General features: G+C 68.5%; 18 protein-coding genes and 2 riboswitches. Of the genes, 10 read left to right on the forward strand and 8 right to left on the reverse strand.

The features are described 5' to 3' along the window. The 3 genes from LV780_RS10350 (at position 1) to LV780_RS10360 (ending at position 2,561) form a co-directional block, all read left to right on the forward strand. Entirely contained in the window at positions 1-801 is an 801-nt protein-coding gene (locus LV780_RS10350) for a purine-nucleoside phosphorylase (protein WP_108220343.1), read from the forward strand. A gap of 84 nt (positions 802-885) precedes the next feature. Next, entirely contained in the window at positions 886-1,806 is a 921-nt protein-coding gene (locus tag LV780_RS10355) for a sulfite exporter TauE/SafE family protein (RefSeq protein ID WP_011909248.1), read from the forward strand. After that, positions 1,803-2,561 (forward strand): TIGR02186 family protein, encoded by a 759-nt coding sequence (locus LV780_RS10360; protein ID WP_108220342.1) that lies wholly within the window; start codon positions 1,803-1,805, stop codon positions 2,559-2,561. Before LV780_RS10355 ends, LV780_RS10360 begins: the two co-directional genes overlap by 4 nt. Before the next feature lie 9 nt (positions 2,562-2,570). Here the strand turns inward: LV780_RS10360 and LV780_RS10365 are convergent, their stop codons facing one another. Both LV780_RS10365 and LV780_RS10370 read right to left on the reverse strand, forming a co-directional pair. Next, complete coding sequence (locus LV780_RS10365; protein WP_011909250.1) at positions 2,571-3,077, reverse strand: PaaI family thioesterase; 507 nt, start codon at positions 3,075-3,077, stop codon at positions 2,571-2,573. Next, positions 3,074-3,559 carry a PaaI family thioesterase gene (locus LV780_RS10370; RefSeq protein WP_044248236.1) on the reverse strand — a complete coding sequence of 162 codons (486 nt, stop codon included), beginning with the start codon at positions 3,557-3,559 and terminating at the stop codon, positions 3,074-3,076. Before LV780_RS10370 ends, LV780_RS10365 begins: the two co-directional genes overlap by 4 nt. Before the next feature lie 107 nt (positions 3,560-3,666). Between LV780_RS10370 and LV780_RS10375 the strand changes: the two genes are divergently transcribed. The 6 genes from LV780_RS10375 to LV780_RS10400 all read left to right on the forward strand — a co-directional run bounded on the left by LV780_RS10375 (position 3,667) and on the right by LV780_RS10400 (position 10,333). Continuing rightward, a complete protein-coding gene (locus LV780_RS10375; RefSeq protein ID WP_011909251.1) occupies positions 3,667-4,047 on the forward strand; it encodes a MerR family transcriptional regulator in 381 nt (126 codons plus the stop codon). Between the two features lie 123 nt (positions 4,048-4,170). Continuing rightward, a complete protein-coding gene (locus LV780_RS10380) occupies positions 4,171-4,566 on the forward strand; it encodes a MerR family transcriptional regulator (RefSeq protein WP_011909252.1) in 396 nt (131 codons plus the stop codon). 20 nt (positions 4,567-4,586) lie between these two features. Then, positions 4,587-6,362 carry an acyl-CoA dehydrogenase C-terminal domain-containing protein gene (locus tag LV780_RS10385; RefSeq protein ID WP_108220341.1) on the forward strand — a complete coding sequence of 592 codons (1,776 nt, stop codon included), beginning with the start codon at positions 4,587-4,589 and terminating at the stop codon, positions 6,360-6,362. Between the two features lie 21 nt (positions 6,363-6,383). Beyond that, the gene (locus LV780_RS10390) at positions 6,384-6,833 is read left to right on the forward strand and encodes a GFA family protein (RefSeq protein WP_108220448.1); all 450 of its coding nucleotides are present in this window, start codon (positions 6,384-6,386) and stop codon (positions 6,831-6,833) included. 72 nt (positions 6,834-6,905) lie between these two features. Then, positions 6,906-8,117, forward strand: coding sequence for an acetyl-CoA C-acetyltransferase (locus LV780_RS10395; RefSeq protein ID WP_108220340.1), 1,212 nt, complete (start codon positions 6,906-6,908; stop codon positions 8,115-8,117). A 14-nt stretch (positions 8,118-8,131) separates the two neighbouring features. Further along, on the forward strand, positions 8,132-10,333 hold the full coding sequence (locus LV780_RS10400; RefSeq protein ID WP_117345013.1) for a 3-hydroxyacyl-CoA dehydrogenase NAD-binding domain-containing protein: 2,202 nt from the start codon (positions 8,132-8,134) through the stop codon (positions 10,331-10,333). 52 nt (positions 10,334-10,385) lie between these two features. Here the strand turns inward: LV780_RS10400 and gcvP are convergent, their stop codons facing one another. From gcvP to scpA, 4 genes are all read right to left on the reverse strand, one after another. After that, a complete protein-coding gene (gene gcvP, locus LV780_RS10405) occupies positions 10,386-13,256 on the reverse strand; it encodes an aminomethyl-transferring glycine dehydrogenase (protein WP_117345014.1) in 2,871 nt (956 codons plus the stop codon). 3 nt (positions 13,257-13,259) lie between these two features. Further along, the gene (gene gcvH / locus LV780_RS10410; RefSeq protein ID WP_011909258.1) at positions 13,260-13,616 is read right to left on the reverse strand and encodes a glycine cleavage system protein GcvH; all 357 of its coding nucleotides are present in this window, start codon (positions 13,614-13,616) and stop codon (positions 13,260-13,262) included. Between the two features lie 8 nt (positions 13,617-13,624). Further along, the gene (gcvT, locus tag LV780_RS10415; protein ID WP_101341304.1) at positions 13,625-14,758 is read right to left on the reverse strand and encodes a glycine cleavage system aminomethyltransferase GcvT; all 1,134 of its coding nucleotides are present in this window, start codon (positions 14,756-14,758) and stop codon (positions 13,625-13,627) included. A 71-nt stretch (positions 14,759-14,829) separates the two neighbouring features. After that, positions 14,830-14,890, reverse strand: a riboswitch (glycine riboswitch). A gap of 5 nt (positions 14,891-14,895) precedes the next feature. Next, a riboswitch (glycine riboswitch) is annotated at positions 14,896-14,983 on the reverse strand. Between the two features lie 207 nt (positions 14,984-15,190). After that, positions 15,191-17,320, reverse strand: coding sequence for a methylmalonyl-CoA mutase (gene scpA / locus LV780_RS10420; protein WP_108220338.1), 2,130 nt, complete (start codon positions 17,318-17,320; stop codon positions 15,191-15,193). A gap of 92 nt (positions 17,321-17,412) precedes the next feature. On the opposite strand from scpA, the gene LV780_RS10425 reads away from it, so the two are divergent. Next, positions 17,413-17,856: a DUF4174 domain-containing protein gene (locus tag LV780_RS10425; RefSeq protein WP_011909261.1), complete on the forward strand. Its 444-nt coding sequence runs from the start codon at positions 17,413-17,415 to the stop codon at positions 17,854-17,856. A 1-nt stretch (position 17,857) separates the two neighbouring features. Here the strand turns inward: LV780_RS10425 and LV780_RS10430 are convergent, their stop codons facing one another. Further along, positions 17,858-19,858 carry an acetyl-CoA carboxylase biotin carboxylase subunit gene (locus LV780_RS10430; RefSeq protein ID WP_101341302.1) on the reverse strand — a complete coding sequence of 667 codons (2,001 nt, stop codon included), beginning with the start codon at positions 19,856-19,858 and terminating at the stop codon, positions 17,858-17,860. Between the two features lie 146 nt (positions 19,859-20,004). Further along, entirely contained in the window at positions 20,005-20,232 is a 228-nt protein-coding gene (locus tag LV780_RS10435) for a hypothetical protein (RefSeq protein WP_011909263.1), read from the reverse strand. Between the last annotated feature and the right edge of the window lie 276 nt (positions 20,233-20,508).

Consider the following 20,508-nt stretch of genomic DNA (forward strand, 5'->3'; position numbering starts at 1 on the left):
ATGCCCGTCGAGACGATCGCAGGCCAGATCCGGGCGCGTGCGGGGCACGAGCCGGTGCGGCTCGGCCTCGTGCTCGGCTCGGGGCTGGGCCATCTGGCCGAAGCGGTCGAGGGCGTGGCGCTGCCCTACGAGGAGCTGACGGGCTTTCCCCATGCCGGTGTCTCGGGCCACAATCCGAAGCTGGTGGTGGGCACCCTCGAGGGGGTGCGCGTGGCCGTCTTCGGCGGGCGGGCCCATTACTACGAGAGCGGCAACCCGGCCGCGATGCGCCTGCCGCTGGCCGTGCTGAAGGAACTGGGGGCCGAGGCGCTGATCGCGACCAATGCGGCCGGAAGCCTGCGGGCCGACCTGCCGCCGGGCAGCCTCATGCTGCTGTCGGACCATATCAACCTGTCCGGCGCCAACCCGCTGATCGGCGAGCCGTCGGACGCCCGCTTCGTGCCCATGACCGACGCCCACGATCCGGCCCTGCGCGCGCGGCTGCGCGAGGCCGCCCGCGCCGCAGGCGTGGATCTTAGCGAAGGGGTCTATGCCTGGTTCTCGGGCCCCTCCTTCGAGACGCCGGCCGAGATCCGCATGGCCCGGACCCTCGGCGCGGATGCGGTCGGCATGTCCACCGTGCCCGAAGTGATCCTCGCCCGCTTCCTCGGGCTGCGCGTCGCGGCGATCTCGACCATCACCAACATGGGCGCGGGCCTGTCCGACGAGGCGATCAGCCACGAGCACACCAAGGCGATGGCGCCCCTCGGAGCGGCCAAGCTCGAGACGCTGCTGCGGGAGTTCCTGCGCCGGCTGCGATGAGGCACCCGCCAGACCCGCCATTTGACAAGTCATGACGCAGCGCGCATGTCTTGAGCACGTCCCCTCCCCCTCGTGAACGGCTCCATGCAGCTTTACCTGCCCATCGCCGAGGTGTCGGTCAACATCTTCCTCCTTCTGGGGCTCGGCGGGATCGTCGGCTTCATGTCCGGCATGTTCGGCGTGGGCGGAGGGTTCCTCATCACGCCGCTTCTGTTCTTCATCGGCATTCCCCCCGCCGTGGCGGTGGCCACCGGCGCCAATCAGGTGGTGGCCTCGTCGGTCTCGGGCGTGCTGGCGCAGATCAAGCGCAAGGCGGTCGATTTCCGAATGGGGATGGTGCTGCTGGCCGGAGGCGTGGCGGGATCGGCCTTCGGCGTCGCCGTCTTTGCGCGGCTGAACACGCTCGGGCAGGTCGATCTCTTCGTGCAGCTCTCCTATGTGCTGTTCCTCGGCCTCGTCGGCGCCCTCATGCTTCAAGAGAGCATCCGGGCGCTGAGACGGGCCCGGCGGACCGATGCGCCCGTCCGGCGTTCGCGCCAGCATGGCTGGGCGCACAAGATGCCGCTGAAGATGAAGTTCCGGGCCTCGGGCCTCTACATCTCGGTGATCCCGCCGCTGCTCGTGGGGGCCTTCGTGGGCTTCCTTGCGGCGATCATGGGGGTGGGCGGCGGCTTCATCATGGTGCCCGCCATGATCTACCTGCTGGGGATGCCCACCAAGATCGTGATCGGCACCTCGCTGTTCCAGATCATCTTCGTGACGGCCTTCACCACGGTCATGCACGCCGTCACCAGCCAGACGGTGGACATGGCGCTGGCGCTGCTGCTGATCCTGGGCGGGGTCATCGGCGCGCAGGTGGGCGCCCGGATCGGCGTGCGCCTCCGGGCCGAGCAGTTGCGCATCCTGCTCTCGCTTCTGGTGCTCGCCGTCTGCGGCAAGATCGCGGCCGACCTGCTGATCCGGCCGAACGAGCTTTACAGCCTGACCGTGGGGGTGCTGCCATGATCCGGCTGCTCGTCCTGATCCTCGCCCTCTGCGCGCCCTCCGCGCTGGCGCAGGACGAGCGCATCGTGCTTGGCCTCTCGGAGACGCGGGTGGCGATCACCGCGAATTTCCAGGGCTCGCAGATCATGATCTACGGCGCCGTGCAGCGCTACAGCCCGGAACCCGAGGGCAATCTCGGCGTGATCGTGACCGTCTCGGGACCGCCCACGCAGGTCATGGTCCGCAAGAAGGAGCGGCGGGTCGGCATCTGGATCAACCGCGAGAAGGTGCGGATCGGCCGCGCGCCGAGCTTCTACGCCGTGGCGACCTCGGGGCCGCTCGACGAGGTGCTCTCGGAGACCGACAACCTGCGCTACAAGATCGCCATCCCCCGCGCCATCCGCGCCATCGGGATCAGCGCGCAGGCCGAAAATGCGCCGCCCTTCGTGGAGGCGCTGGAACGGATCCGCACGAACGAGGGGCTCTATGCGATGCAGGAGGGGGCCGTGCGGCTGACCGCGGGCACGCTCTTTCGCACCGACATCCAGCTTCCGGTCAATCTCACCGAGGGCAACTATGGCGTGCGGGTGCTTCTGACCCGTGACGGTCAGGTGGTGGACGTGTTCGAGGACAGCATCGGCGTGCAGAAGGCCGGGGTCGAGCGGTTCATCCACGCGCTTGCCCACGAGCAGCCGCTGATCTACGGCCTTCTGTCGCTGGTTCTGGCGGTGGTCGCCGGCTGGGGCGCTGCGGCGGCCTTCCGCTTCGTGCGCTGACGGCCGCTCTCAGCCGTTGCGCGTGGGCATCAGGAAATGGCCGGTGGCCTGCGCAAAGGGGCGCAGGCGGTTGTCCTGCCAGGCCTCGACATGGACGCTTGCGTAGCGGCGGCCCGAGCGGTTGACCCGAGCGCGCGCATAGGCGTCGCGCGGCAGGCCCGAGCGGAGGTAATCCACCGTGAAGTCGATGGTCTTGGGCAGGCGCGGCAGATGCGCCTCGATCTGGGCGGGGTCGAGACGGCCCTGCTCCATCTCGTGCCAGAGGACCGACCAGGACAGTTCGATGATCGCGGCCACCTCGAGAAAGGCCGCCGTCACGCCGCCGTGGATCGCGGGCAGCATCGGGTTGCCGATCAGCTTTTCATCGAAGGGCAGGACGGCGGTCAGCTCGTCGCCCCGCCGGTCGAACTGGATGCCGAGATAGGTGATGTAGGGCACGCCCGAGACGAGCGCGCGCAGCGCCGCGTCGCGCCGCTGCTTGACCACCTGAACGGGTTCGGGCTGCGGCCGGCTCATTGCGTCTCTCCCTTCGCTTCGGCCGCCCCCGCGACGGCCGTGGTGGCACCCGCCTCGCCTTCCCTGCGCGGGCGCTCGACGGTGAAGGCGCCCGAGGCGGTGGCCACGGGCCGGCTCTCGTCCTCGTCGGTCGCCACGGCCCGCACGAAGGCCACGGTGCGGGTGACATGGTAGCATTCGGCCACCGCCCGGATGCGCTGCCCCGGCGCGGCGGGCCGCATGTAGTCGATGCGCAGATCGAGCGTCGCGGTCGAGGGTCCGGCCTCGGGATGGGACATGACGGCGGCGCCGCTCGCCGTGTCCATCAGGGCCGAGACTGCGCCGCCGTGGATCACCCCCGTCGCGGGATCGCCCACGAAGCGCGCGTCCCACGGCATCGAGATCACCGCCCGCCCCTCTCCGAGTTCGTCCAGATGCATGGCCAGCGCGCGCGAATGCGGGATGGCCTCGATGAACTGCCGGGCGAGCGTGATGTCTGTCATGGGTCACCTTCCTCAGAGGCCTGCATCATCGCCCATCGCACGCGGGCCGCAAGGCCAGATTGCACCCGCACCGCCTTGCGCTTACGGTGCGGCCACGGAGGAAGCCCATGTCGGAAACGCGTCTCAACTTCAAGGAAATGTGCGCCCGGTTCGACGTCACGCCCCGGACCCTGCGCTACTACGAATACATCGAGTTGCTGCAGCCCGAGAAGGATGGCCGCGCCCGCTTCTACGGCCCGCGCGAGATCGCCCGCATGACGCTGATCCTGCGCGGCCGCCGCTTCGGCTTCGGCCTCGAGGAAATCCGGCAATGGCTGCTCATCTACCAGCAGAAGGGCACCCGGCCCCAGCTGGAAGCCTGGATCGAGATGGCCGACCGGCAGCTCGGGGAACTGACCCGGCAGCGGGCGGAACTCGATGTCACGATCGCGGATCTGCAGGCGCTGCGGGACTCGACCGCTGCGGAACTGGCCGCCCCCGAAAGCTGACACGACGTCACAGGAGACTTTGACGTCACGTCACGTTTACGTCAACGTCAACTCCTCTGGTAACCCTGTCTCGGCGATCCATCTGGAGGGCAGAACTGCCCCACCGGACCGTGCGAGAGAGTGATGACCAGCGACGTGATGACCATCCGGGAAATGTGCGACGCGTTCGACGTGACGCCCCGCACCTTGCGCTTTTACGAGTCGAAGGAACTGCTGTTTCCGATCCGGGACGGCACCCGACGCCTCTTCACGCGGCGGGATCGCGCGCGGCTGAAGCTGATCCTGCGCGGCAAGCGGTTCGGCTTCAGCCTCGAGGAGATCCGTCAGCTTCTCGACCTCTACGACCGCGACGGCAGCCAGGAGCTGCAGCTCGAGCGCACCTATCAGGTGGCCCGGCAGCGGCTGGAGCAGATGGAGCGGCAGCGGGCCGAACTCGACGAGGCGATCGCGGAGCTGAAGGACCAGCTGGCCTGGGGCGAGGAGGCGCTGGCCGCCTTCCGCCGCGCGGCGGCAGAGTAAGGACAGAGGGGGAGGAGACGATGCCAATCTACAACGCACCCGTGACCGACATGCAGTTCATCCTGCATGAGGTGCTGAACGTGTCCGGGTCCGAGGTTCCCGGCTATGACGAGCTGGAACCCGACTTCACCTCGGCCGTGCTGGAAGAGGCGGGCAAGCTGGCCCGGGACGTGCTCGCGCCGCTGAACCGGGTGGGCGATACGCAGGGCTGCCGGCTGGAGAACGGCGTCGTGCGCACGCCCGAGGGCTTCGCCGAGGCCTTCGCCCAGCTCAAGGACGGCGGCTGGACCGCGCTGGACTGCGACCCCGAATATGGCGGCCAGGGCCTGCCCTACATCATGCAGACGGCGGTGGGCGAGATCTTCGTCTCGGCCAACATGGCCTTCAACATGTATCAGGGCCTGACGCACGGCGCCTATTCCGCGATCCACACCCACGGCACGGAGGAGCAGAAGCGCACCTGGCTGCCCAAGATGGTCACCTGCGACTGGACCGGCACCATGAACCTGACCGAGCCCCATGCGGGCACGGATCTCGGCATGATGCGCACCAAGGCCGAGCCGCAGGAGGATGGCTCCTACCTCATCACCGGCGAGAAGATCTTCATCTCGGCGGGCGATCACGACCTGGCCGAGAACATCGTCCATCTGGTGCTGGCCAAGGCGCCGGGCGGCGGCGAGGGGACCAAGGGCGTCTCGCTCTTCATCGTGCCGAAATATCTCGTGAACGAGGACGGCTCGCTTGGCGACCGCAACCATGTCTCGGTCGGCAAGATCGAGCACAAGATGGGCATCCACGGCAACGCGACCTGCGTGCTGAACTACGACGGCGCCAAGGGCTGGCTTCTGGGCGAGCTGCACAAGGGGATGCGCGCCATGTTCACCATGATGAACGAGGCGCGGCTCGGCGTGGGTCTGCAGGGCTATGCCGTGGCCGAGACCGCCTATCAGAACGCCGTCGCCTACGCCCGTGACCGGCTGCAGGGCCGCTCGCTCTCGGGTCAGGGGACGACAGCGGGGGCGGCCGATCCGCTGATCGTGCATCCCGACATCCGCCGCAACCTGATGGACCAGAAGAGCTTCGTCGAAGGCGCCCGCGCGCTGACCTTCTGGGGCGCGCAGCTCATCGACCGTTCGGTGCGGCTGGGGGATGCCGAGGCCGAAGGGCTGATCTCGCTGCTGACGCCGGTCATCAAGGGCTTCCAGACCGACAAGGGTCTCGAAAGCGCGGTGGCCGCGCAGCAGGTCTGGGGCGGGCACGGCTATGTCGAGGAGAACGGCATGAGCCAGTTCGTCCGCGACGCGCGGATCGCCATGATCTACGAGGGCGCGAACGGCATCCAGGCGCTCGACCTCGTGGGGCGCAAGCTGGCGGCGGACGGCGGCAAGCCGGCCATGGCCTTCTTCCACATGATCCGCGCCTTCCTGAAGGAGAACGAGGAGGATGCCCGGCTCAAGGGCTTCCTCGAACCGCTGAAGCAGGCCTCGAAGGACACGCAGAAGGCGGCGCTGTTCTTTGCCGAGAAGGGGATCAAGAACCCCGACGAGGCGCTGGCGGGGTCCTACGACTTCATGACGATGATGGGGCATCTCTGCCTCGGCTACATGTGGGCAAGGATGGCGAAGGCCGCTCTGGCGGCGCTCGACGCGGGCCGCGGTGACCGGGATGCGCTCGAGGCCAAGATCGCGACCGGGCGCTACTACATGGCCCGCCACCTGCCCGCGACCGCGCTGCATCTGGCGCGGATCGAGACCGGGGCAGAGCCGGTGATGGGCCTGCCCGCCGAGGCCTTCTGAGGCCACATCCGGGAGGGGATGATGCGCGAGGGATGGACAGAGGAACCGGCCGCGCGAGGCGGCTGCCAGTGCGGCGCGGTGCGCTACGAGGTGCCGGCCGGGCCGAAGCTCGCGTCGGTCTGCCACTGCCGGATGTGCCAGCGCGCGACGGGCAACGCCTTCGCGCCGCTTCTCGAGGTGACGAGCGCGGGGATCGTCTGGCAGGGCGAACCGGCGGTCTGGGCCTCGTCCAGCGTCGCCGAGCGCGGCTTCTGCGCCATCTGCGGCACGCCCCTCTTCTTCCGGGACAAGGACGGCGACACGACCGAGTTCATGGCGGGCGCGCTGTCGGGCTTCGACTTCCGGCCGGTGCTGAACTCGGGCGTCGAGGGGCGGGTGGCGTGGCTGGCATCGCTGCCCCACCAGCGCGACCGGGAAACGCGACCGGAGCTGCTCGCCCGGGTCGTCTCGCATCAGGCCCCCGAAGATTGACCGCGTGCCCGAGAGGGGGCGCGCGAACCGACCAGCAGGGCCGGGCCATCGCAGCCGGGCCGAGGAGGACAGATGACGGAAGCCTATATCTATGACGCCCTGCGCACGCCGCGCGGCAAGGGCCGCCCGGACGGTGCGCTGCACGAGGTGACGGCGCTCACGCTTTCGGCGCGGGTGCTGAACGCCGTGAAGGAGCGCAACAACCTCGACGGCGCCGCGGTGGAGGATGTGATCTGGGGCAATGCCACGCAGGTCGGCGAACAGGGCGGCTGCCTTGCCCGTTCGGCGGTGCTGCTGTCGGATCTCGACGAGACGATCCCGGGGCTCTCGATCAACCGCTTCTGCGCGAGCGGGATGGAGGCGGTGAACCTCGCCGCCAACCAGGTGCGCGCCGGCGCGGGCGAGGCCTATATCGCGGGCGGCGTCGAGATGATGAGCCGCGTCGCGATGGGATCGGACGGGGCGGCCATCGCGGTGGACCCCTCGCTGGCGATGAAAAGCTATTTCGTGCCGCAGGGCATCTCGGCCGACATCATCGCGACCCGCTTCGGCTTCAGCCGGGACGAGGCCGACGCGCTGGCGGTGGAAAGCCAGCGCCGCGCCGCGGCCGCCTGGGCCGAGGGCCGCTTTGCCCGGTCCGTCGTGCCGGTGCGCGACCAGAACGGCGTGACGATCCTCGAACGGGATGAGCACATGCGGCCGGGCACGGACATGCAGTCGCTCGGCTCGCTCCGCCCCGCCTTCAAGGAGATGGGCGAGCAGATGCCGGGCTTCGACAAGCTGGCGATGATGAAATATCCCGAGCTTGAGCGGGTGGACCACATCCATCATGCGGGCAATTCCTCGGGGATCGTGGACGGCGCTGCCGCGGTGCTGATCGGCAGCCGCGCGTTCGGCGAGGCGCACGGGCTGAAACCGCGCGCGCGCATCCGGGCGACGGCCAAGATCGGCACCGATCCGACCATCATGCTGACGGGGCCGGTCCCCGTCACCGAAAAGATCCTCAGGGACTCGGGGATGCAGATTTCGGACATCGACCTGTTCGAGGTCAACGAGGCCTTCGCCGCGGTCGTCCTGCGCTTCCAGCAGGCGTTCGACGTGGATCCGGGCCGGGTCAACGTGAACGGCGGCGCGATCGCCATGGGCCATCCGCTGGGCGCCACCGGCGCGATCATCATCGGAACGCTGCTCGACGAGCTTGAACGGACGGGCAAGGGGGTAGGTCTCGCGACGCTCTGCGTGGCCTCGGGCATGGGTGCCGCCACCATCATCGAGCGCGTCTGAGGGAGGGGAACCAGATGACCGATTTCACGAGCAAGACCGACGCCGACGGCGTCTGCACCATCACCTGGGACGTGCCGGGCAAGTCGATGAACGTCATGTCGATGGACGGCTTTGCCGAACTCGACGGGCTGATCGCCGCGGCCCTCGCCGATCCGGGCGTGAAGGGGGTGATCCTCACCTCGGGCAAGAAGGACTTTGCCGGGGGGATGGATCTCAACGTCATCGCCCGCATGAAGGCCGAAGGCGGCGACGATCCGGCCAAGGCTGTGTTCGAAGGCGTGATGCAGATGCACGCCGTCCTGCGCCGGATCGAGCGCGCGGGCATGGATCCCAAGACCCACAAGGGCGGCAAGCCCATCGTGGCGGCGCTGCCCGGCACCGCGCTCGGCATCGGGCTCGAACTGCCGTTGGCCTGCCACCGCATCATCGCCGCCGACAATCCGAAGGCGAAGATCGGCCTGCCCGAGATCATGGTGGGGATCTTCCCCGGCGGCGGGGGCACGACACGGCTTGTCCGCAAGCTGGGCGCCATGATGGCCGCGCCGCTGCTGCTCGAGGGCAAGCTGAACGATCCCAGGGGCGCGAAGGCCGTGGGCGTCGTGGATGAGGTGGTGCCCGCGGACGCGCTTCTCGCGCGGGCGAAGGAATGGGTGCTGTCGGCAACGGACGCCGACCTCGTGAAGCCCTGGGACGCCAGGGGCTACAAGATGCCCGGTGGCACGCCCTACCATCCCGGCGGCTTCATGACCTTCGTGGGCGCCTCGGCCATGGTGATGGGCAAGACCATGGGCGTCTATCCGGCGGCGAAGGCGCTGCTGTCGGCGGTCTATGAGGGCGCGCTGGTGCCCTTCGACACGGCGCTGAAGATCGAGGCCCGCTGGTTCACCCATGTGCTGATGAACCCCTCCTCCTCGGCGATGATCCGGTCGCTCTTCATCAACAAGGAGGCGCTGGAGAAGGGCGCCGTCCGCCCTGCCCTGCCCGACCAGTCGGTGCGGAAGCTGGGCGTGATCGGCGCGGGCATGATGGGCGCGGGCATCGCCCATGTCGCGGCCAGCGCCGGCATCGAGGTGGTGCTGATCGACTCGACGCAGGAGGCCGCCGACCGCGGGCGGGCGCATTCGGAAGGGGTGCTCGACAAGGGGATGAAGCGGGGCAAGATCACGGCCGGGAAGAAGGCCGAGGTGCTGGCCCGCATCCTTGCGACGACCGACTACGGAACGCTCGCGGGCTGCGACCTGATCGTCGAGGCGGTGTTCGAGGATCCGTCGGTGAAGGCCGAGGTCACGCAGAAGGTCGAGGCCGTGGTGGGGCCGGAGTGCATCTTCGCCACCAACACCTCGACCCTGCCGATCTCGGGACTCGCCAAGGCCAGCCGCGATCCGGCGCAGTTCATCGGCATCCATTTCTTCTCGCCGGTGGACAAGATGCTGCTGGTCGAGATCATCCGCGGCAAGCAGACCGGCGACCGGGCCGTGGCCAAGGCGCTCGACTTCGTGCGCCAGATCCGCAAGACGCCGATCGTGGTGAACGACGCCCGCTTCTTCTACGCCAACCGCTGCATCATCCCCTATCTCAACGAAGGGATCCGCATGGTGGCCGAGGGCGTGCAGCCGGCCCTCCTCGAGAATGCGGCGCGGCTCGTGGGGATGCCGCTCGGACCGCTGCAACTGGTGGACGAGACCTCGATCGACCTCGGCGTGAAGATCGCCAAGGCCACGCGCGCCGCGATGGGCGATGCCTACCCGGATTCGGCGGTGGACGAGGTGATCTTCCGGCTGGCCGACGAGGGCCGCATGGGGCGCAAGGCAAAGGCGGGCTTCTACGCCTATGACGAGGCGGGCAAGCGGCAGGGTCTCTGGAGCGGGCTGGCGGACCGCTGGCCGGTCGCGCCACTGCAGCCGGAACTGACCGAGGTGCAGCATCGCCTCCTGTTTGCGCAGGTGCTCGAGGCGGTGCGTGCGCTCGAACAGGGCGTGCTCACCGACATCCGCGAGGGGGATGTGGGGGCGATCCTCGGCTGGGGCTTTGCGCCCTGGTCGGGCGGTCCCTTCAGCTGGCTCGACATGATCGGCGCGGCGCGGGCTGTCGAGCTGTGCGAGGACCTTGCAGGCCGGCACGGCGCACGCTTTGCACCCCCGCAACTGCTGGTCGAGATGGCCCGGCAGGGCGAGAGCTTCTACGGCCGGTTCGCGCCCCGCGCCCGCGCGGCCTGAAGCGAATGCTGCCGGAACGGGATGGGGAGGGGCAGTGCCTGCCCCTCTCCGCCTATTGCGCCGCGACGCTGTAGCTTTCGACCGGCGGGCAGATGCAGACGAGGTTGCGGTCGCCCCAGGCATTGTCCACCCGGCCGACGGGCGGCCAGTATTTGTCCACCCGGAAGGCGCCCGGCGGGAAGCAGCCCTGCTCGCGCGGATAGTTGCGATCCCAGTCGGCGACCAGGTCCTCAACCGTGTGGGGCGCGTGGCGCAGCGGGCTGTCGGCCGCCGCGATCTCGCCCGCCTCGACCGCCCGGATCTCCTCGCGGATCGCGAGAAGCGCCGTGATGAAGCGGTCGATCTCGGCCTTGGTCTCGGATTCCGTCGGCTCCACCATCAACGTGCCGGGCACGGGCCAGCTCATGGTGGGGGCATGGAAGCCGTTGTCGATCAGGCGCTTGGCAATGTCGTCCACCGTCACGCCGGCCTCGGCGAAGGGGCGGGTGTCGAGGATGCACTCATGCGCCACGCGCCCGCGGTTGCCCATGAACAGCACGTCATAGGCCCCCCTCAGCCGCGCCGCGACATAGTTGGCGTTCAGGATCGCCACCCGCGTCGCCTGCGTCAGCCCCTCGCCGCCCATCATCAGGCAATAGGCCCAGGAGATCAGCAGGATCGAGGCCGAACCATAGGGCGCGGCCGAGACCGGCCCCTCGTGCGTAGCCACGATCTGGCCTCCGGCCAGGGGGCCGCCCGTCTCCGGGTGGCCCGGCAGGTAGGGCGCGAGATGCGCCTTCACTCCGATCGGCCCCATGCCGGGACCGCCGCCGCCATGCGGAATGGCAAAGGTCTTGTGCAGGTTCAGGTGGCTCACGTCGCCGCCGATGGCGCCCGGCTGCACGAGGCCCACCATCGCGTTCATGTTGGCGCCGTCGATATAGACCTGCCCGCCGTGCTCGTGGGTGATGCGGCAGACCTCGCGCACCGTCTCTTCGAAGACGCCGTGGGTCGAGGGATAGGTGATCATGCAGGCCGCGAGCCGGTCGCCCGCCGCCGCCGCCTTGTCGCGGAAGTCGTCCAGATCGACGTCGCCGTTCGGCGCCGACTTGACCACGACCACCTTCATCCCCGCCATCTGCGCCGAGGCCGGGTTCGTCCCGTGGGCTGACATCGGGATGAGGCAGATGGTGCGCTCGCCCTCACCCCGCGCGCGGTGATAGGCGAGGATCGTGAGCAGCCCCGCATATTCCCCCTGCGCGCCCGAGTTCGGCTGCATCGACATGGCGTCATAGCCGGTGATGCGGCAGAGCCGGTCGCTGAGGTCGCGGATCGCCTCGGTGTAGCCGGCCGCCTGTTCGGGTGGCGCGAAGGGATGAAGGGTGGCGAATTCGGGCCAGGTGATCGGCATCATCTCGGCCGCGGCGTTCAGCTTCATCGTGCAGCTTCCCAGCGGGATCATCGCGCGGTCGAGCGCCAGATCCCGGTCCGACAGGCGGCGCATGTAGCGCATCATCTCGGACTCGGCCCGGTTCATGTCGAAGACCGGGTGGCTCAGATAGGCGGACTCGCGCAGCATCGCCTCGGGGAAGCCGAGGCCCACGCTCGCGGGTGCGGGATCATGGATGCCGAAGGCGTCCAGCACGCGGGCGATCACACCTGCGTCGGTCGTCTCGTCGAGCGAGATGCCCACCCGGTCGCGGCCCACCTTGCGCAGGTTGATGCCACGGTGGCGCGCGGCGGCCAGGATGCCCGCCTGCCCCACCCCCACCTCGACGGTGATCGTGTCGAAGAAGGCCTCGGGGCTGACGCGGGCGCCGGCCTCCTTCAGCGCCTGAGCCAGCCGTACGGTGTTCAGATGCACCCGCTCGGCGATGTGGCGCAGGCCCTTGGGGCCGTGGAAGACGGCGTAGAAGCTCGCCATCACCGCCAGAAGCGCCTGCGCGGTGCAGACGTTCGAGGTCGCCTTCTCGCGCCGGATGTGCTGCTCGCGCGTCTGGAGCGCGAGGCGATAGGCCTTGTTGCCGCGCGCATCGACCGAGACGCCGACCAGCCGCCCCGGCATCGAACGTTTCAGCTCGTCCCGGCAGGACATGAAGGCCGCGTGCGGGCCGCCATAGCCCATCGGCACGCCGAAGCGCTGGCTCGAGCCGATGGCGATGTCGGCGCCCATGGCGCCCGGCTCCTTCAGCAGGCAGAGCGCCAGAAGGTCGGTCGCCACGATCGCCAGCGCCTTCGCCTCGTGCAGCGCCGCGATCTCGCGGGTGAAGTCGCGCACGAGGCCGTAGGTGCCGGGATACTGGAAGAGCGCGCCGAACACGTCCTCGGGCACCAGTTGCGCCGGGTGACCCACGATGACCTCGATCCCCAGGGGCTCTGCCCGGGTGCGGATCACGGCGATCGTCTGGGGATGGCAGTCGGCATCGACGAAGAAGGCCCGCGCCTTCGACTTCGCGGCGCGCTCGGCCATGGTCATGGCCTCGGCCGCCGCCGTCGCCTCATCGAGGAGCGAGGCGTTCGCCACGGGCAGGCCCGTCAGGTCCGCCACCATGGTCTGGTAGTTCAGAAGCGCTTCGAGCCGCCCTTGCGCAATCTCGGGCTGGTAGGGCGTGTAGGCCGTGTACCAAGCGGGGTTTTCCAGGATGTTGCGCTGGATCGCGGGCGGCGTCACGGTGCCGTAATAGCCCTGCCCGATCAGCGAGACCATGACGCGGTTCTTCGCCGCCACCTCGCGCATCTTCTGCAAGAGCTCATGCTCGGCCAGCGGCGCCCAGTCGAGCGGCTGGTTCTGCCGGATCGAGGCGGGCACCGTCTCCTCGATCAGCTGGTCGAGCGAGGACACCCCCACCACGCGCAGCATCTCCTCCATTTCGGAGGGCGACGGGCCGATGTGCCGGCGGTTGGCGAAATCGTAGGCGTTGTAGTCGGTGGGGGTGAAGGTCATGATTCAGCCGATCAGATCCTGATACTCGTCCTCGTCCATGAAATCGTCGAGCACCGACAGATCCTCGACGCGCATCTTGAAGAACCATGCGGCCATCGGATCGGCGTTCACGAGCCCCGGCTTGTCCGTGAGCTTTTCATTGACGGCCACGATCTCGCCATCCATCGGCGCCAGAATGTCCGACGCGGCCTTGACGCTCTCGATCACGGCCACCTCGTCGCCCTCCGCCACCATGGTCTCGACCTCGGGGAGTTCGATGAACACGACATCGCCAAGTTGCGTCGCCGCATGTTCGGTGATGCCGACCACGACGAGGTCGCCCTCGACCCGCAGCCATTCATGCTCCTTGGTGTATTTCATCTTCAGCCTCAGCGTTTGTAGGTGGAGGGTCGGAACGGAAGGTCGGTCACCATCACGGGCAGGCGCTTGCCGCGCACCTCGCCCGCAAGGGCCGTGCCCGGCGCGGCCTGCGCGGCGGCCACATATCCCATGGCGACCGGAGCCTCGAGCGAGGGCGCGAAGCCGCCGGATGTGACGCGGCCGACGGGCGTGCCGTCGGGGGTGTAAAGCTCGGTCCCCTCGCGCATCGGCGCCCGGCCTTCGGGGCGCAGGCCCACGCGAAGACGCTCGGGGCCGGCCTCGAGTTCCCGCAGGATGCGCTGCTCGCCGGCAAAGCCGCCCGCGCGGGCCCCGCCCGGCCGCCGCACCTTCTGGATCGCCCAGGAAAGGCCCGCCTCGATCGGCGAGGTGGTGGTGTCGATGTCGTGGCCGTAGAGGCAGAGCCCCGCCTCGAGCCGGAGGCTGTCGCGGGCGCCGAGCCCGATGGGCGCCACCTCCTCCATGGCGAGAAGCGCCTCGGCGAAGGGCGCGATGATCCCGCGCGGGACCGAGATCTCGAACCCGTCCTCGCCGGTATAGCCCGACCGCGAGATCCAGAGCGCCTCGCCCTGCCAGTCGGCGACGGCGAAATCCATGAAGCGCAGGGCGGCGACCGCAGGCACCAGCCGCGCGAGCGCAGTCTCGGCCGCCGGGCCCTGAAGCGCCAGAAGCCCGCGGCTTTCCACCGAGGCGACTTCGGCCACCTCGCGCAGTTCCTCGCGCAGATGGGCCGTGTCGTTGGCGACGCAGGCCGCGTTGACGACGACGAAGACATGGTCGCCGCGATTGGCGAACATCAGGTCGTCGAGAATGCCGCCCGTGTCGCTGGTGAGGATCCCGTAGCGTTGGCGGCCTTCGGGCAGGCCCAGCACATCCACTGGCATGAGCCGTTCCAGCGCGGCCCCCAGGTCGGCCATGGCCCCCTTCGGCCGCAGCAGAAGCTGGCCCATGTGGCTCACGTCGAAGAGGCCGGCCGCCGCGCGGGTGTGGAGATGCTCCTTCATCACGCCCGCGGGATACTGGACCGGCATCTCCCAGCCGGCGAAGGGCACCATCCGGGCACCCAGACTGACATGCAGGTCATGCAGCGGCAGCCGCCGCAGCTCTTGGGTATCGTCGCTCACGCCGCCCTCCTGGTTTCGATGCCGGCGGAATGCGCGGCACCGCATGGACGGATCCCGTCCCGCAGTGCCCCCTCTGTCCCTTGCGCCTGAGATCGTTATCCCTTCGGCGGGCCTTCCGGCCTCTCTCCAGAGTCTTCGTGTCAGGACGGTCCTTGCGCCTGAGAGTTTACCGGGGCGGTTGCTCCTTCGGCACCGGGTTGCCCCGGATTCTCCCGATCCTGATGGGAGTCACCTAGCCCGGCCACGAAGCACCTGTCCAGAGGAAAAACGCGACGCTTTGGCCGGCATGGGCGACATGACGGCTGCGGCGCGGATCCGGCGCGAGAGAGCGGGGGCGCTGCCCCCGCACCCCCGGGATATTTGAGCCAGAATGAAAGGGCTGCCTTCCTGGCGCGCCGGGGACGCCGCCCCGGAGGGGGCGGCGCCGGGTCTTCAGGTCCGCGCCTGGCGGATCAGGTCGAGGATGTGCTTGGCGGCCGAGGGGATGTTGGTTCCCGGCCCGAAGATCGCCTTGACGCCCGCGTTGTGCAGGAACTCGTAATCCTGTTGCGGGATCACGCCGCCGCAGATCACCAGTATGTCGCCCGCGCCCTTTTCCTTCAGCGCCTCGATCAGCTTCGGCGCCAGCGTCTTGTGGCCGGCGGCGAGCGACGAGATGCCCACCACATGCACGTCGTTGTCCATGGCGTCCTGCGCCGCCTCTTCCGGCGTCTGGAACAGAGTGCCCACATCCACATCGAAGCCGATGTCGGCGAAGGCGGTGGCGATCACCTTGGCGCCGCGGTCGTGGCCGTCCTGACCCATCTTGACCACCAGCATCCGCGGGCGGCGGCCCTCTTCTTCCGCGAAGGCCTCGACGTCGCGCTGGATCTGCGCGAATCCGTCATCGCCCTCGTAGGCGGCGCCATACACGCCCGAGAGTGTCTTCACCTCGGCGCGGTGGCGGCCGAACACCTTCTCCATGGCCATGCTGATCTCTCCGACAGAGGCGCGGGCGCGCGAGGCGGCCACGGCGGCTTCGAGCAGGTTGCCGCCCTCGGTCGCGCGGCGGGTGAGTTCGTCCAGAGCCTTCTGGCAGGCGGCCTCGTCGCGGGTGGCGCGCATCTTCTCCAGCCGTGCAATCTGCGCTTCGCGAACGGCGACGTTGTCGATGTCGAGGATCTCGATCGGATCCTCCTTCGCGAGGCGATACTTGTTCACGCCGACGATCACATCCTCGCCGCGGTCGATGGCGGCCTGCCGGCGAGCGGCGGATTCCTCGATCCGCAGCTTGGGCATGCCCGAGGCCACGGCCTTGGTCATGCCGCCCATCGCCTCGACCTCCTCGATCAGCGCCCAGGCCTTCTCGGCCAGTTCGTTGGTCAGGCTCTCGACATAGTAGCTGCCCGCCAGCGGATCGACGACCTTGGTGACGCCGGTTTCCTCCTGCAGGATGAGCTGGGTGTTGCGCGCGATCCGGGCCGAGAATTCGGTGGGCAGCGCGATCGCCTCATCGAGCGCGTTGGTGTGCAGCGACTGCGTGCCCCCCAGCGCCGCGGCCAGCGCCTCGTAGGCGGTGCGGATCACGTTGTTGTAGGGATCCTGCTCCTGCAGCGACACACCCGAGGTCTGGCAGTGGGTGCGCAGCATCAGGCTGCCGGGCTTCTTCGGCTCGAACTCGGACATGATCCGGTGCCAGAGGAGCCGGGCGGCGCGCAGCTTCGCGGCCTCCATGAAGAAGTTCATGCCGATGGCGAAGAAGAAGGAAAGCCGCCCCGCGAAATCGTCCACGTTCATGCCGCGCGCCAGCGCCGCCCGGACATATTCGCGCCCGTCGGCCAGCGTATAGGCCAGCTCCTGCACCAGGTTCGCCCCCGCCTCCTGCATGTGGTAGCCGGAGATCGAGATCGAGTTGAACTTCGGCATCTCCTTCGAGGTGTATTCGATGATGTCCGCGATGATCCGCATCGAAGGCTCGGGCGGATAGATGTAGGTGTTGCGGACCATGAACTCCTTGAGGATGTCGTTCTGGATCGTGCCCGACAACTCGGCCCGCGGCACGCCCTGCTCCTCGCCGGTCACGATGAAGTTCGCCAGCACCGGGATCACCGCGCCGTTCATCGTCATGGAGACGCTGATCTTTTCCAGCGGGATGCCGTCGAAGAGGATCTTCATGTCCTCGACCGAGTCGATGGCCACGCCCGCCTTGCCGACGTCGCCCACCACGCGGGGGTGGTCGCTGTCATAGCCGCGGTGGGTCGCGAGGTCGAAGGCGACCGAGACGCCCTGCTGACCGGCCGCAAGCGCCTTGCGGTAGAAGGCGTTCGAGGCCTCGGCGGTCGAGAAGCCCGCATACTGGCGGATGGTCCAGGGCCGGCCGGCATACATCGTCGCGCGCACGCCGCGGGTGAAGGGGGCGATGCCGGGCAGCCCGCCCAGATGGTCGATCCCGTCGAGATCGGCCTTCGTGTAGAGCGGCTTGACCGGGATGCCCTCCAGCGTGTTCCAGGTCAGGCTGTCGGGGTTTCTCCCCTTCAGTTCCTTCTCGGCGAGCTTGCGCCACGCATCCAGATTTTCGGTCATCGGGTCTTCCCTTTTCCTGACCGCGGGCCCGGGGCCGCGCGTTGAGACTTGGGTTTCCGCGGAAGCCGGCCTATATGAAGGCGGGAGGCCGCATGAAACCCCTTCAAATTCTTGCTCTTGCTGCGTTTCTGCCATTCGCCGCGCCAGCCGGCGATCTCTCGGTGACTGGACCGGGGCCGGTCGAGGCCGAGGGATTGACCCTCGCGCAGTTCCTGTGGACGCAGCGGCCCGTGGTGGTCTTTGCCGACACGCCCGCGGATCCGAACTTCGTCCGGCAGATGCAGATGATCGCCGCCCGGCTCGACCATCTGGCCGAGCGGGACGTGATCGTGATCACCGACACCGACCCGGCCGAACCCTCCGAACTCCGCCGCACGCTGCATCCGCGCGGCTTCTCGCTGGTGATCCTCGACAAGGACGGGCAGGTGAAGCTGCGCAAGCCCCTGCCCTGGGACGTGCGCGAGATCGGCCGGGCCATCGACAAGTTCCCCCTCAGGAGGGACGAACTGCTCGAGATAAACCCGGCCGGCCGGTAGCTCATTCGAACTCCATGATGATGTCGTCCACGCGCAGGCTCGATCCGGGGGCGGCGGAGATGCGCTTGACCACACCCTTGCGCTCGGCGCGCAGGATGTTCTCCATCTTCATGGCCTCGACGGTGGCGAGCGCCTGGCCCTCCTGCACCTCGTCGCCTTCCGCGACGTTGATCTTCACCACCAGACCCGGCATCGGGCAGAGCAGGAAGCGCGAGGTGTCCGGCGGCAGCTTCTCGGGCATGAGGACCGCGAGTTCCGCCTGACGCGGGGTGCGGACATGCACCTTCAGGTCCGCGCCGCGCAGGCGCACCCGGAAGCCCATCGGGATCTTGCCGACCTTCATCACCAGCGGCTTGCCGTCCACCATCACGCGGGCGAGCGGCTGGCCCGGCGTCCAGTCCGAGGTGCAGCGCAGCGACGAGCCATCGCAGAAGGTCACGGTGGAGCCTTCGCGGTCGGCGGCGATGCCGACGCGGAAGTCCTCGCCCTGCAGCGACACCACCCAGTCGTCGCCCACCGTCCGCTCGTGGTTGTCCATCGTGCCCGAGATGCGGGTGCGACGGATCTCGGCCACGCGGTTCATCGCGGCGGCGGCCGCCGCCACCCGGCGCAGCGTCGGCTCATCCAGGGTCGACCCCTGGAAGCCTTCGGGATATTCCTCGGCGATGAAGGCGGTGGTGATGTCGCCACTCACGAAGCGCGGATGGTCCATGACCGCGCCCACGAAGGGCAGGTTGTGGCCGATCCCCTCAACCTCGAACGTGTCGAGCGCCAGACGCATCTCCTCGATCGCCGCGTCCCGCGTCGGCGCCCAGGTGCAGAGCTTGGCGATCATCGGGTCGTAATACATCGAGATCTCGCCGCCCTCGAAGACGCCGGTGTCGTTCCGGACGACCGAGGTGGGCGTGACCGCTTCCACCGGCGGGCGGTAGCGGGTCAGGCGACCGATCGAGGGCAGGAAGTTGCGATAGGGATCTTCGGCATAAAGCCGGCTTTCCATCGCCCAGCCGTTGATCTTCAGGTCCGACTGCTGGAAGGGCAGCTTCTCGCCCGCCGCCACCCGGATCATCTGCTCGACGAGGTCGATGCCGGTGATCAGCTCGGTGACCGGATGCTCGACCTGCAGCCGGGTGTTCATCTCGAGGAAGTAGAAGTTCTTCTGCCCGTCCACGATGAACTCCACCGTCCCGGCCGAGGCATAGCCCACGGCCTTGGCCAGCGCGACGGCCTGTTCGCCCATCGCCTTGCGGGTGGCCTCATCCAGGAACGGCGAGGGCGCCTCCTCGATGACCTTCTGGTTCCGGCGCTGGATCGAGCACTCGCGCTCGTGCAGGTAGACGCAGTTGCCGTGCTTGTCGGCCAGCACCTGGATCTCGATGTGGCGCGGTTGCGTCACGAATTTCTCGATGAAGATCCGGTCGTCGCCGAAGCTGTTGGCGGCCTCGTTCTTCGAGGATTCAAAGCCTTCGCGCGCTTCCTGCGCGTTCCAGGCGATCCGCATCCCCTTGCCGCCGCCGCCGGCGCTGGCCTTGATCATCACCGGATAGCCGATCTCGTCCGAGATCTTCACCGCCTCGTCGGCGTCGGCGATCAGGCCCATGTAGCCCGGCACCGTCGAGACGCCGGCCTCCTTCGCCAGCTTCTTCGAGGTGATCTTGTCGCCCATCGCCTCGATCGCCGGGGACGGCGGGCCGATGAAGACGACACCGGCCTTCTCCAGCGCGGCGGCGAAATCCATCCGCTCGGACAGGAAACCGTAGCCGGGATGGACGGCCTCGGCGCCCGACGCCTTGATCGCCTCCATGATCTTGTCGATCACGATGTAGGACTGGTTGGCGGGCGGCGGCCCGATGTGGATCGCCTCGTCCGCCATGCTGACGTGGAGAGCGTTGCGGTCGGCGTCCGAATAGACGGCCACCGTCTTGATGCCCATCTTGCGGGCGGTCTTGATGACGCGGCAGGCGATCTCGCCCCGGTTCGCGATCAGGATCTTCTTGAACATCATCGTCCCTTTGTCAGCAGCACGCCCGGAGGCGCGAAAACGAAAAGGACCGCCCGGGCGAGTGCCCGGACGGTCCCTGCGGAATGTCCTGCGCCGACGCGGCAGCGCGGATGGCGTGAGCGGTTGCCGCCGGAGCGGCGCCGGACTCAGTAGTAGTTGCCGCCCGAGCGGCAGGGCGGCAGGCCCGGCACGCCGCAGCTGGCAGCGCCGGCGAGGGCGCCGAGAGCGGCACCGGCCACCATGTTCTCGTCGGTCGCGTCGGCCAGCGCCGCCCCCGCGAGGGCGCCGCCGCCAGCCCGGCCCGTGGCCGTGTCGCAGGCCGAGACGGTTGCGGCGATGGCGCCGAGAAGAAGGAATTTCGTGATGTTGGACATGCTCTGCCTCCGGCTTCTGTTATGTCGGAGCAGAGAATTACCGCAACCTGCGGCATGGAAAAGCCGAAAAGGCTGCAACCGGCGAGGTCGGCCGAATGCCGCTCACCCAGGGAAAAGGCCGGTCCGGGGCGCGGGGCGCCGGACCGGAAGGAAAGGGAAGGGTCGCAGTCTCGCGGGAAGCGATCCGCCGGAACGGCCACATCCGCACCCAGAAGATGGGGCACCGCCCCCCCGCTGGCAAAGCCCACGAAGGCGTGCGGTTCGCGATGCGCGAAA

This window comes from Cereibacter azotoformans, assembly GCF_021391315.1.
GTDB lineage: Bacteria > Pseudomonadota > Alphaproteobacteria > Rhodobacterales > Rhodobacteraceae > Cereibacter_A > Cereibacter_A azotoformans.

Bases quoted from the DNA above. Each gene is read 5' to 3' on its own strand.
- LV780_RS10395 (WP_108220340.1), top strand. From the start codon at position 6,906: ATGACGGAAGCCTATATCTATGACGCCCTGCGCACGCCGCGCGGCAAG.
- LV780_RS10355 (WP_011909248.1), top strand. From the start codon at position 886: ATGCAGCTTTACCTGCCCATCGCCGAGGTGTCGGTCAACATCTTCCTC.
- LV780_RS10370 (WP_044248236.1), bottom strand. From the start codon at position 3,559: ATGACAGACATCACGCTCGCCCGGCAGTTCATCGAGGCCATCCCGCAT.
- LV780_RS10425 (WP_011909261.1), top strand. From the start codon at position 17,413: ATGAAACCCCTTCAAATTCTTGCTCTTGCTGCGTTTCTGCCATTCGCC.
- LV780_RS10430 (WP_101341302.1), bottom strand. From the start codon at position 19,858: ATGTTCAAGAAGATCCTGATCGCGAACCGGGGCGAGATCGCCTGCCGC.
- gcvH (WP_011909258.1), bottom strand. From the start codon at position 13,616: ATGAAATACACCAAGGAGCATGAATGGCTGCGGGTCGAGGGCGACCTC.
- LV780_RS10360 (WP_108220342.1), top strand. From the start codon at position 1,803: ATGATCCGGCTGCTCGTCCTGATCCTCGCCCTCTGCGCGCCCTCCGCG.
- LV780_RS10365 (WP_011909250.1), bottom strand. From the start codon at position 3,077: ATGAGCCGGCCGCAGCCCGAACCCGTTCAGGTGGTCAAGCAGCGGCGC.
- LV780_RS10350 (WP_108220343.1), top strand. From the start codon at position 1: ATGCCCGTCGAGACGATCGCAGGCCAGATCCGGGCGCGTGCGGGGCAC.
- LV780_RS10390 (WP_108220448.1), top strand. From the start codon at position 6,384: ATGCGCGAGGGATGGACAGAGGAACCGGCCGCGCGAGGCGGCTGCCAG.
- LV780_RS10385 (WP_108220341.1), top strand. From the start codon at position 4,587: ATGCCAATCTACAACGCACCCGTGACCGACATGCAGTTCATCCTGCAT.
- LV780_RS10400 (WP_117345013.1), top strand. From the start codon at position 8,132: ATGACCGATTTCACGAGCAAGACCGACGCCGACGGCGTCTGCACCATC.
- LV780_RS10375 (WP_011909251.1), top strand. From the start codon at position 3,667: ATGTCGGAAACGCGTCTCAACTTCAAGGAAATGTGCGCCCGGTTCGAC.
- gcvP (WP_117345014.1), bottom strand. From the start codon at position 13,256: ATGACCTTCACCCCCACCGACTACAACGCCTACGATTTCGCCAACCGC.
- scpA (WP_108220338.1), bottom strand. From the start codon at position 17,320: ATGACCGAAAATCTGGATGCGTGGCGCAAGCTCGCCGAGAAGGAACTG.
- LV780_RS10380 (WP_011909252.1), top strand. From the start codon at position 4,171: ATGACCAGCGACGTGATGACCATCCGGGAAATGTGCGACGCGTTCGAC.
- LV780_RS10435 (WP_011909263.1), bottom strand. From the start codon at position 20,232: ATGTCCAACATCACGAAATTCCTTCTTCTCGGCGCCATCGCCGCAACC.